The organism is Blautia sp. AM23-13AC (assembly GCF_003435675.1).
In the GTDB taxonomy this organism is placed as follows: Bacteria; Bacillota; Clostridia; order Lachnospirales; family Lachnospiraceae; genus Fusicatenibacter; species Fusicatenibacter saccharivorans.
This window is the reverse complement of the sequence record NZ_QTUL01000002.1, coordinates 155,282-166,916: the sequence shown is the minus strand read 5'-3', so window position 1 is coordinate 166,916 and position 11,635 is coordinate 155,282. Positions and strand designations below refer to the sequence as shown.

Below are 11,635 nucleotides of genomic sequence, written 5' to 3'. Positions count from 1 at the left end.
TCGTTTATGGTATAATCAAACAAGAGTATGACCAACGAAAAGGAGTATACGCGAATGAATATTTTGTTTTTTATCACACCGAAAAGTGAAACGGCTTATCTGTATGACGACTGCTCACTTCGGCAGGCCATCGAGAAGATCGAATATCATAAATACACGGCGGTTCCGGTACTGAACAAAAAGGGCTGCTATGTGGGAACACTGACGGAAGGAGATCTGCTCCGCATCATAAAAGAACGGTATCTTCTGAATTACCATGAAGCAGAGGATATCCCGCTCTGGCAGGTTCCGAAACGGTGGAATTATGAATCCGTCAACATCAACAGCAACATCGAGGACCTGATCGAGATGTCCATGCGGCAGAATTTTGTTCCAGTTGTGGATGACGAGGGAATCTTCATCGGCATCATCCGAAGAAGAGATATCATCCAGTACTGTTATCAGAAAAGCGGCATCAAAGAAGAGGAAGAAGCCCGGCGCAGCGCGCGGAAACAAAACGCAGAACAGATGATTCTGCAGTAAAGAAGAAAATGAGGGAAACATTATGAAAAAACTGATCGATCTTATCCAGGAAGAGCTGGTAAAAGCCTTTACCGCTGCGGAGATGGACCCGTCCTATGCAAGGGTTTCCGTTTCCAACCGCCCGGATCTGTGCGAATACCAGTGCAACGGCGCAATGGCAGCTGCAAAAGCATACCACAAAGCACCGATCCAGCTGGCTGAAGCAGTTGTAGAAAAAGTGACCGATCACAGCGTGATCGGTGAAATTGAAGCCGTAAAACCGGGATTCATCAACCTGAAAATCAACCCGGAATTTCTGGCAGATTATCTTTCCAAAATGCAGAACGATGAAGAGCTTTCTGTAGAGAAAGCAAAAAATCCGAAAACCATCATCGTAGATTACGGCGGAGCAAACGTGGCAAAACCGCTTCACGTCGGCCATCTCCGTTCCGCGATCATCGGCGAGAGCATCAAGCGTATGGGACGCTTCATGGGCCACAACATGATCGGTGACGTTCATCTTGGAGACTGGGGTCTGCAGATGGGACTGATCATCACCGAGCTGCAGGAGCGCCATCCGGAGCTTGTTTATTTTGATGAGTCCTTTACGGGAGAGTACCCGGAGGAAGCACCGTTTACGATCAGCGAGCTCGAGGAGATTTATCCTTGCGCAAGCGGCAAATCGAAAGAGGACGAGGACTATAAGAAACGTGCACTCGAGGCAACGAGAGAGCTGCAGCAGGGCAGAAGAGGATATCGTGCGATCTGGAAACACATTATGAACGTTTCTGTTGCCGATCTGAAAAAGAACTATGGAAACCTCGACGTTCATTTCGATCTGTGGATGGGTGAGTCCGATGCACAGGAGTACATTCCGGACATGGTAGATTACCTGAAAGACAATGGTTATGCACATTATGACCAGGGCGCACTCGTTGTTGATGTCAAAGAAGAGACAGACACAAAAGAGATCCCGCCGTGCATGATCTTAAAATCCGATGGAGCAGCTCTGTATGATACGACAGACCTGGCAACCATCATCCAGCGTATGAAACTGTACAAGCCGGACGAGATCTGCTATCTGGCAGACAAACGTCAGGAGCTTCACTTCGTACAGTGTTTCCGCTGTGCAAGAAAAGCAAAACTGGTGAATGATGATACCGTTCTTTCCTTTATCGGCTTTGGTACCATGAACGGAAAAGACGGAAAACCGTTCAAGACCCGTGAGGGCGGCGTTATGCGTCTTGAGCGTCTGATCGGCGAGATCAACGATGAGATGTATCAGAAGATCGTGGAGAACCGCAGCGTAAAAGATACGGATGCAAGAGGAACGGCACAGATTGTCGGACTGTCTGCTATTAAATACGGTGACCTGTCCAACCAGGCATCGAAAGATTATGTATTCGATGTTGAGAGATTTACTTCCTTCGAGGGAAACACCGGTCCGTACATCCTGTACACGATCGTTCGTACAAAATCCATCCTCGGAAAATATAAAGAAGAGGGAAATGAACTGAAGAAAGGCGCACTTCTGGCACCGAAGAGCGACAGCGAGAAAGCTCTGATGCTTTCCGTATCCCGTTTCAACGGCGTTGTGGAGAACGCATTCGAGGAGAAAGCACCGCATAAGATCTGTGCTTATATCTACGAGCTTGCAAACGAGTTCAACCATTTCTACCACGAGACCAAGATCTTAAGTGAGCAGGATGAGGCAAGAAAAGCATCTTACCTGGCACTGCTGGATCTTGTCCGCGAGGTACTTGAGACCTGCATCGACCTGCTGGGATTCTCGGCACCGGAACGGATGTAAGATTCGTCAAGAGGGAAAAAATAGATAAAAAACAGGCGATTTTTTTGGCAGCCGTCGGCTTCTGTAGTTCTTGCAGAAACGGCGGCTGTTGTGTTATACTTACATCACGATTTTTCATCCGCTTGGACATTTGTCCTGAAAAATCGATTCTATATTACTCTATCGAAGAGCCATTCGGCTCAATTTATATCCATGTACAAAAACAGAATATCGGACTGACAAACACTTTGACGTAAAAAGAGGAGGCGGGATCATTGGAAAAGTAGAACTTCCGGGAGGGAAGTATCGCCTGCTGTCAGTGCTCGGAAGAGGGGCAACGTCTGTCGTTTATCTTGCAGAGAAAACTGGATCCGGAAAGCGGTATGCAGTCAAGGTAAGTATATGTGACAGGGAAAAACTGCGCCGGGAAGCGTTTCTTTTACAGAAGTTTTCATATCCCGGGATTCCCTGTGCGGTGGAACTTCTGGAAAGTGGAACAAAAAGCTTTCTGGTGATGGAAGCTGTAAACGGAAAATCTATCGGACAGCGTATGCGTAAGGGAGAACGGTTTTCCAGCCGGGAAATTCTGAAAACGGGAATTGCCCTGAGCGGGATTCTCTGTTATCTCCATGCACAGAACCCGCCGGTTTTCTACCGGGATCTGAAGCCGGACAACGTGATGATAACAGAGCGTGGTGAAATATACCTTGTGGATTTCGGTGCAGCCGGAACAGAAGAAACGGGTGTGGAAGTCCGTTATGGAACCCGCGGTTATGCAGCGCCGGAGCAGTATGACGGGAAGTGTGACGCCCGTTCCGATCTTTATGCACTAGGCGCACTGCTTGCGGCAATGGCGAAGCATGCGAAAAAGCGGCAGAAAAGAGGACTCTGGCGGGTGATGGAAAAGTGTATGCAGAAAAAGCCGGAGGAGCGGTATGCGTCTGCCGGAGAAGTCAAAAAGGCACTGCGGCGGCTGGAAAGAAAGCAAAAAGGCAGGAAGACTCTGCGGATCTTTGCAGTTTTTGCTTTTCTGACAGGAGGAGCGGCTGCGGTTGCCAGCAGGATGCCATGGGGGCAGTTTCCGGCGGCAGACGAATGGGAGGAGCAGGGAGATCTCTGGTTCTGCGGAAATCCGGTGGAAGAAGGCAGTCTGCCGAACTACCAGAAAGCGCGGGAAGCGTTCTTAAAGGCAGACCATCTCAGTCAGGCGGGGCGTGTGGAGCAGGAACTTGTGGAATACTGTCTGGCGGATGATGCGGCAAGGGAAAAAATGCAGATGGAGCCATTGCTGGCTGAATTTTATGATGACACGCAGCAGGAGCCGGAAAAGGAAAAACGCTGCCGCAGATATCTTGCTGTTGCAGGAATGTATTTCAGTTTTTCCGAAGAACTGGCGCGTGAAAATGACACAGACGCCATGCGGAAAGGAATCGAAGTGCTGGAAAAGGCCGCAGGCGAGAATATGGAGGGGCAGTGGGAGGCGGTTATCTGGCAGAGACTGGCGGATGCGTGCTATCTTGGCGGAAAATCCGGGGATGGGGAAAGAGAACAGGACTGGTGCCAGGAGAGTTTTCTCTATTACGAACGGCTTCTGTGCAGCAGACAGGATGGAAACCGGCGGAAAAATCTGCTCAGGGCCGCAGAGCTGGCACTTCAGTTCGACATGCAGGAAAAAGCAGAACAGTACCTCAACGAGGCCGCAGAAATTCCGGGAATGGAGGAGGATATTTTTTATCAGCAGATCAGAAAAAGATGGGAGGAAGCAGGATGAGAAAAAAGACCATATGCGCAATGATGACAGGATTCCTGGCCGTCCAGGGAATCGAAGTCCACGCGGAGACACAGCAGACGACAGGCGAGGCCGCAAGTGCGGTGGAAAGCGTGGAATTAGAAGCTGAAATCATCGAGAACAGTGATGTGACAGATGCAGACGGGAAAGCCGGACCGGAGGAACTGCTGCCGGACGAAAAGTCAGAAGAAGAACCGCCTATAGAAGAGAAACCAGAGCAGGAACCAGAGCCGCCGGAAGAGAAAACAGATCCGGCAGAGACCGGAAAGAAAGAGACAGAAGAAGAAAAAATGCTTCCCCCGACGGTAATTCCGGATCCGGAGAAAGAACCAGCGGAAAGGTGGGAAGAAACAGATACAAAAGAATCAGAGACAGAAGAGTCAGATTCGGAGAGAACGGATTTTGGAGAAATGGACACAGAAAAACCAGATTATGAAGATGCAGGTTCAGAAAAATCCGGAACGGAAAATTTGATGCCAGAAGATTCGGAACCGGAAAAGCCTGATATGGAAGAAACGAAGCAGGAATCTCCGTCAACCGAAAAAGAGTCAGAAAATCAAACCTCGGAAACAAAAGCACCAGAAAAAGAGGAGCCTACCGTAATGCCAGATGCCGGAAAGTCAAACACAGAAAAGCAGGAACAAACGGAGCCCGGGCAATCGTCTCCGGAGAAAGAAGAACTCAAAACAGACGAACAGCTGCCCGTTGCTGCAGCCACGCCCGAGGAGGTGACCCAAGATCCAGATGATACTCCGCTACAAACAGAAGAAAGCAGTCCTCCGCCTGCCGAAACTCCATCTGAGAGTGCCGGGGAGGAGCCATCTCAAATACCGCCGCAGATCATCGCCGATTTCATATTATCACAGATAGCAGACGAAGATTTCGAAGCGCCGAACCCCCTGATTATCCGCCCGGCCGACACCAGCGTCGAAATAGATCCCGGTTATACCCCGGAAATTCTGCTCGAGGGAGCCGCCGACACGGCTGAAATTCTTTCCTGCATGGTAAATGGCTCCGAAGCCGAATACGAATGGAAAGAAAACAAAATCTGTCTGAAAGCCGAGAGCCTTTCCGAAGGCTACAACCGCATCACTGTAAAAGTGCGTGGCGCAGACGGCATTGTACGAACCATGAAACCGTGGGAAGTCAACGTGAAACCAAAAACTTCCACACTTGTCAGCCAAAGAACCAGCCAGAAACCAAAAGGAACCCGCCTCTTGCAGTCCTTAAGGCGCCTCTGGAACCTGATTCGTGCCATTGCCGAAATTCAGAATCAGACCACCCGCTATCTGCGTGCACTCTGCAGAAAATAGCCTGATCCGGTTTTGTTTGTATTTCTAATTTCGATATGCTAGAATAAAAGACATGTCATACGATAAAAAAGTAAAAGAGGAAATAAGAGTATGTCAGATATGATATTATTTGATCTGGACGGAACCCTGACCGATTCCGGTCCTGGAATTACAAGATGCGTACAGTATGCGCTGGCATCCTTTGGCATCGAAGAGCCGGATCTGGAAAAACTGAACTGTTACGTGGGACCGCCGCTTCTGGAATCTTTCATGAATTTTGCAGGCCTTGGCTGCGAAGAAGCACAGCAGGCCATCACAAAATACCGGGAGCGGTACGAGGCAGAGGGCATTTTTGAAAATGAAGTATACGAGGGAATCCCGGAGGTTCTGGCGTATCTGAAAGAGAAGGGAAAAATTCTGGCGGTAGCATCGTCCAAACCGGAAAAATACGTGGAGCAGATCCTGGAGCATTTCGAAATCAGAAAGTATTTTACCGTAGTAACCGGTTCAGAAATGAACGAAACCAGAACCGACAAAGGAGAAGTCATCGCAGAGACGCTGCGCCGACTCGGAGCAGAAGACAGCCGTTCCGACGTGGTGATGGTTGGTGACAGAAGCTATGACGTAATCGGGGCAAGAGAAAACGGACTGCTCTGTGTCGGCGTATCGTATGGGTACGGCGGAAGAGAAGAACTCGAGGCAGCAGGTGCCGCAAAGGTATGTGATACACCGGAAGAACTGAAACTGCTGGCGGAGGATCCGAAAGAAGAGAAGAAAAGACGCGACCGCATCAAAAAAATGAAGCCGGAGCGTATCCCGTGGCTGACAAGAGGAGAAAGTGGAACAGGAATCTTTGCGCCGAAAGAGAAAAAAGCAGAGAATATAAAAGAAAAAAGGACAGCGAAAACAGAGCCAAAAACGGAGGAAATCGTAATTCCTATCCAGCGGAAGCTATGGCGTCTTTTAAAACCGCTTCTGACGTACGAACTGTTTCTGATCGGAGCAACCGTACTTCTGGCGCTGATTCTGATGACGTTTACGACCGGCGGTTATCTGGAAGAGCGTATGCACGCGACATCCGTTCTTGCATCAGCAATCGGCAGTCTGGCGGCGATCCCGGTTCTCTGGAAACAGTACAAAAAAGATGAAGGCATGTTCCCGAAACCGGAAAAACGGTGGAGTGCGGCAGAGGCAGCCGCCTGTATTCTGCTGGTTATGACCTTCGGCCATCTCCTGAATACTGTAATGAACGTGACCGGCTTTACCAGAATCTTTTCCGGCTATCAGGACATGGCATCAAAGATTTATGAAGGACAGAACCCGCTGCTTCTGATCCTGTCCGTCGGTGTGCTGAGCGCGGCCGCAGAGGAAATTGTTTTCCGCGGCATGATTTACCGTAGGGCAAAAGATTTCTGGGGAACCGGCTGGGGCATCGCAGCATCATGTCTGCTGTTCGGTGCATATCACGGCAATGTGACGCAGTTTGTCTATGCAGCCGTGGTAAGTGTGCTTCTGATCCTTATTTATGAGCGGTGCGGAACACTCTTTGCCCCGGCTCTTGCGCACATGGCAGAAAATATCTGGGGACTTTACCGGAGCCAGTTCGTATCCTGGATGACCCAAAAAGCGCCGGCAGGTGCATGGATGTTCATCTTTTTGGAAGCGGTAATCTGCGCCGGAACGTTCTGGTATCTGTTTTTAAAGGATAAACAGGGAAAAACACAAAAATAACAGAAAAAAACCGCAGAATCCGCGAAAAAAATGCTTGTCATGAAAAAAACTCTGTGATACAATCTTACTGTTGCACAATAAGCACCCATGCGGTACCAAGGATGGTGCCTGTTTTTTGAAAAACAGGTTCCAAGGTGAAAAAACATGGGGAAGAATAAAACCATAAGGAGATAAAACAATGAGCGTAATTTCAATGAAACAGTTACTGGAAGCCGGTGTTCATTTCGGACATCAGACAAGAAGATGGAATCCTAAAATGGCTCCGTACATCTACACAGAGCGTAATGGTATCTACATCATCGACCTGCAGAAATCTGTAGGAATGGTAGATGACGCATACAAAGCTGTTGCAGACATCGCAGCAGACGGCGGCACAATCCTTTTCGTAGGAACCAAAAAACAGGCTCAGGACGCTATCGCTGTTGAGGCAGAGCGCTGCGGAATGTACTATGTAAACGAGAGATGGCTCGGCGGTATGCTGACCAACTTCAAAACCATCCAGAGCCGTATTGCAAGACTGAAAGCAATCGAGACCATGGAGCAGGATGGCACCTTCGAAGTTCTTCCGAAAAAAGAAGTCATTGAGTTAAAGAAAGAGCTTGCAAAACTGCAGAAAAACCTTGGCGGTATCAAAGAAATGAAGAGACTGCCGGACGCTATCTTCGTAGTAGATCCGAAAAAAGAGAGAATCTGCGTACAGGAAGCTCATACACTGGGAATTCCGCTGATCGGTATCTGCGATACCAACTGCGATCCGGAAGAGCTTGACTATGTAATTCCGGGTAATGACGACGCTATCCGTGCCGTAAAACTGATCGTTTCCAAAATGGCAGACGCAGTTATCGAGGCAAAACAGGGCGAGGCTGAGGAAGCTGCATACGAAGAAGCAGCAGAGACAGACGCTGAATAATTTACGCGAAGTAATGAACTGGGGGGAACTTGAAATTCAGGTTCCCTTCGGCGAATCTCACAATAGCAGACCGGCATGAAGATGCAGTCTGCTGAATCACGTATACGGAGGAATAAAACAATGGCTATTACAGCAGCAATGGTAAAAGAGTTAAGAGAAGTAAGCGGTGCTGGTATGATGGACTGCAAGAAAGCTCTTACAGCTACCGAAGGTGATATGGACAAAGCAATGGAGTTCCTGAGAGAAAAAGGACTTGCTACTGCTCAGAAAAAAGCTGGCAGAATCGCAGCTGAGGGTATCGTTATGCTGAACGTATCCGAGGATGGAAAGAAAGCTGTCGCTGTAGAAGTAAACGCTGAGACAGACTTCGTTGCAAAGAACGAGAAATTCCGTGGCTATGTAGCACAGGTTGCAGAGCAGGCTATGGATACAACTGCAGCAGACGTAGAAGGATTCCTGGCAGAGCCTTGGAAATTCGATACCAACGAGACCGTTGGCGAAGAGCTGGCTCATCAGATCGCTACCATCGGCGAGAACATGAACATCCGTCGTTTCCAGCAGGTAAAAGAGGAGAACGGTTTCGTTGCTTCTTATACTCATATGGGCGGTAAAATCGGTGTTCTGGTTGACGTTGAGACAGATGTTGTAAACGATGACCTCAAAGAGATGGCTAAAAACGTTGCAATGCAGATTGCAGCTCTTCGTCCGCAGTACACAAACCGCGACGAAGTAAGCGCTGATTACATCGCACATGAGAAAGAAATCCTCATGGCTCAGATTCAGAACGACCCGAAAGAGTCCCAGAAACCGGAAAAAGTTATCCAGGGAATGATCCAGGGCCGTATCAACAAAGAGCTCAAAGAGATCTGCCTGCTTGATCAGGTATACGTAAAAGCAGAAGACGGAAAACAGTCCGTAGCTCAGTATGTAGCACAGGTTGCAAAAGCAAACAACGCAACCGTAGCAGTAAAAGGCTTCGTTCGTTTCGAGACCGGTGAAGGAATCGAGAAGAAAGAAGAGAACTTTGCTGAGGAAGTTGCTAAACAGATGAACGCATAATTCAACTGTGAATTTGTAAAAATAACGCAAAAATATAAAACCCTCATAAATGTGCAGAAAATACACGATTTATGAGGGTTTTTTACTGTCACAGGCAGTATCCATCGGAAATGCAGTAAGTGCCCTGAAGGATACCGTCCCCGGAGATTTCTCGGCAATGAATCTTTCGGAGATTTGTGAATTAATCCAGGAACATAAATCGAATGGTCCGGTAATGGAGATGAAACGTTAAACATAAGAAAAGAGGAACAAATTTGAAAAAACAAGACAAAAGAAACTGGCCGAAAGCAGTGATTCAGATCCTTTCTTTCCTGCTGATCCCGGGCTTGTTTGAGGCGCAGTTTTCTGCGGTTGGGACGATTATTTCCGCAGTTTATCAGGGGACGGTTTCGTGGGAACGGATCAGGTATTCGGTATGGATGGTGCTGGCGACGGTTCCGGCGGTGATTATTGTGGGACGGTTTTTCTGCGGATATTTCTGCAGCTTCGGGGCTGTGCAGGATTTTCTGTGGTTTGCAGGAAATAAGCTGAAAAAGCGGTTTCGAAAAGCAGGTGCGAAAAACCTGCATTCAAATTCAAAGAAGAGTGGAAGAAATGTTCCAACAGGCTGGATCAAATATGGTGTGCTCCTGTTCTGGGCAGTCTTCGTATGGAGCGGTATGATAAAATGGAACATCGCAGGGCCGTGGCAGGTGTTTGGACAGTACAGTTCCATCGGACACTGGCCGGGTGTGAAGCCGATGTTTTCGATTGGCGGTGCGCTGATTCTGGTGATTTTCGTCGGATCCGTCTTAATCCAGCGCTTTTTCTGCCGGTATCTCTGTCCCATGGGAGCCATCTACAGCCTGATTTCCAGATGTACGCTGTTAAAAATTGTAAAACCGCGGAGCAAATGCGGAAGCTGCCGTCTCTGTACTGCAAAATGTACCATGGGAATTGATCTGACAGAAAAAGAGCAGACGGCAGGCGGCGAGTGTATTGGATGCGGGGTATGTATAAACGGATGTCTGAAGAACAATGCACACTGGAAGTACCGATACAGCGTGTGGATCGGTGTCGGGGTGACCTGCCTTACGATTGCAGCGTCACAGTTCCTGATCCGGAGCGAGAGCGGTTCCGTTGGTAAGACAGCAGGTGATGCGGCCATTGATACGGCAGAACAGAATCTGGACAGCAGATTCCAGGACGGCACTTATTCCGGAAGTGGAGAAGGCTACCGCGGAACCGTGACCGTTTCCGTAAAAGTGGAACAGGGAACGATAACCGGACTGACGATAGAGAACGCCGAGGATGATCAGACATATCTGGACAGAGCAAAGTCAGGAATCTTTTCGGAAATCATGAAAAAACAGAGTGCCGAGGAGATAGATACCGTTTCCGGCGCCACCTACAGCAGTAAAGGGTTGATTGAGGCCACTCAAAATGCGTTAAAAGAAGCCGCCGGAGATGAGAATACTGTACAGGAAAATACAGCATCTGAATCGACGGATACAACGGAAGAAAAACAGGCATTCCTGGACGCCGGCCGTTTCCACGACCTGAAAGACGGCATCTGCACGGGTACCGCCGATGCCTTCCGCGGGGATGTCGAAGTGCAGGTAACGGTAGAAAACCAGAAAGTGACCGACATCTCCATCCTTTCCTACTGCGACACCGAGGAATACTTTTTCCGTGCAGCGCCTTACGTGATAGGGCAGATGAAAGAAGAACAGAGCCTTAACATCGACGCCTTGAGCGGTGCCACCTACAGCAGCAACGGTATCATTCACGCCACCGCCAATGCACTCGAAATCCCGGAAGACGAATATGCACCGCGTCCTGGCCGGGATCTGGCACATAAGCAGAAAGAGCACGGTCATATTGTAAAACATACGATCGAGAGCCAGGAGCAGTATGAAGAAAAAGTAAAAGAATACGAAGACGCACAGAATTAAAAAACAAAAATAATCTCAAAATAAGCACTGTAAATACATTCATCTGTATTTGCAGTGCTTTTCTGCTGTAACAGAACCCCGCCCGACTGCATCAAAAATATAAAAAATTTAACAATCATTTGATATAGACCTTATAGGAACAGGATAGCAGTTAAAATACAAATGTGCTACGATCGTGATTGTAGTAAAAAATATTCTGAAAGAAATGGCAGGAACAGTAAAAATACAGCGGTTAGGCTGGAGTCTGGAATGGATGCAGCGCATATCTGAAAAAGGAAACGAAAACCTGGGACAGCTGGGATATACGGATCATTCGCAGAAACACTGTATGCAGGTTGCCCATCATGCAGAGTACGGTACACTTCTTGCAAATGAACTTTTAAAAGAAACGGATATGACGTTGGAAGACAGAGTAACCATCGTTCCTCGGTTCTGCAGTTATTGCAGCTGTAAAACTGGCAGGCGGAACGATCAACGTGGCGGTTGCATGCCTGGCGATTTTATTTGCACTGGGATTTGTTTTCCTGAAAATTGCAGATCGGCAGCCGATGGCGGGGGAGAGATAAAACAGAACATAGCATAAAAAATCTCAAAGCAGGAGAGAAATCCGCTTTGAGATTTTTTGCGTTT

Annotated in this window: 9 protein-coding genes; all 9 read left to right on the top strand. The window is 48.2% G+C overall.

The annotated features are described in order from the left end of the window. Positions 1-54 precede the first annotated feature (54 nt). On the top strand, positions 55-522 hold the full coding sequence (locus DW642_RS03210; protein WP_022461147.1) for a CBS domain-containing protein: 468 nt from the start codon (positions 55-57) through the stop codon (positions 520-522). Positions 523-544: 22 nt separating this feature from the next. Next, the gene (argS, locus tag DW642_RS03205) at positions 545-2,311 is read left to right on the top strand and encodes an arginine--tRNA ligase (protein ID WP_117509243.1); all 1,767 of its coding nucleotides are present in this window, start codon (positions 545-547) and stop codon (positions 2,309-2,311) included. Between the two features lie 142 nt (positions 2,312-2,453). Then, the gene (locus DW642_RS03200; RefSeq protein WP_117509242.1) at positions 2,454-4,061 is read left to right on the top strand and encodes a serine/threonine protein kinase; all 1,608 of its coding nucleotides are present in this window, start codon (positions 2,454-2,456) and stop codon (positions 4,059-4,061) included. After that, complete coding sequence (locus DW642_RS03195; RefSeq protein ID WP_117509241.1) at positions 4,058-5,392, top strand: hypothetical protein; 1,335 nt, start codon at positions 4,058-4,060, stop codon at positions 5,390-5,392. The genes DW642_RS03200 and DW642_RS03195 overlap by 4 nt, the downstream gene beginning before the upstream one ends. Positions 5,393-5,482: 90 nt before the next feature. Further along, positions 5,483-7,102: an HAD hydrolase-like protein gene (locus tag DW642_RS16480; RefSeq protein WP_117509240.1), complete on the top strand. Its 1,620-nt coding sequence runs from the start codon at positions 5,483-5,485 to the stop codon at positions 7,100-7,102. 178 nt (positions 7,103-7,280) lie between these two features. Then, positions 7,281-8,012, top strand: a complete 732-nt coding sequence (rpsB, locus tag DW642_RS03185; RefSeq protein WP_022461152.1) for a 30S ribosomal protein S2 — start codon at positions 7,281-7,283, stop codon at positions 8,010-8,012. Positions 8,013-8,132: 120 nt separating this feature from the next. Then, positions 8,133-9,071 (top strand): translation elongation factor Ts, encoded by a 939-nt coding sequence (tsf, locus tag DW642_RS03180; RefSeq protein ID WP_022461153.1) that lies wholly within the window; start codon positions 8,133-8,135, stop codon positions 9,069-9,071. 254 nt (positions 9,072-9,325) lie between these two features. Next, positions 9,326-11,005, top strand: a complete 1,680-nt coding sequence (locus DW642_RS03170; protein WP_022461155.1) for an FMN-binding protein — start codon at positions 9,326-9,328, stop codon at positions 11,003-11,005. 175 nt (positions 11,006-11,180) lie between these two features. Further along, positions 11,181-11,588 carry a hypothetical protein gene (locus DW642_RS16135; RefSeq protein ID WP_226906371.1) on the top strand — a complete coding sequence of 136 codons (408 nt, stop codon included), beginning with the start codon at positions 11,181-11,183 and terminating at the stop codon, positions 11,586-11,588. Positions 11,589-11,635 lie beyond the last annotated feature (47 nt).

Excerpts from the sequence above, each read along its gene's own strand:
- DW642_RS03195 (WP_117509241.1), top strand. The coding sequence starts at position 4,058 with ATGAGAAAAAAGACCATATGCGCAATGATGACAGGATTCCTGGCCGTC.
- rpsB (WP_022461152.1), top strand. The coding sequence starts at position 7,281 with ATGAGCGTAATTTCAATGAAACAGTTACTGGAAGCCGGTGTTCATTTC.
- DW642_RS16480 (WP_117509240.1), top strand. The coding sequence starts at position 5,483 with ATGTCAGATATGATATTATTTGATCTGGACGGAACCCTGACCGATTCC.
- tsf (WP_022461153.1), top strand. The coding sequence starts at position 8,133 with ATGGCTATTACAGCAGCAATGGTAAAAGAGTTAAGAGAAGTAAGCGGT.
- DW642_RS03210 (WP_022461147.1), top strand. The coding sequence starts at position 55 with ATGAATATTTTGTTTTTTATCACACCGAAAAGTGAAACGGCTTATCTG.
- argS (WP_117509243.1), top strand. The coding sequence starts at position 545 with ATGAAAAAACTGATCGATCTTATCCAGGAAGAGCTGGTAAAAGCCTTT.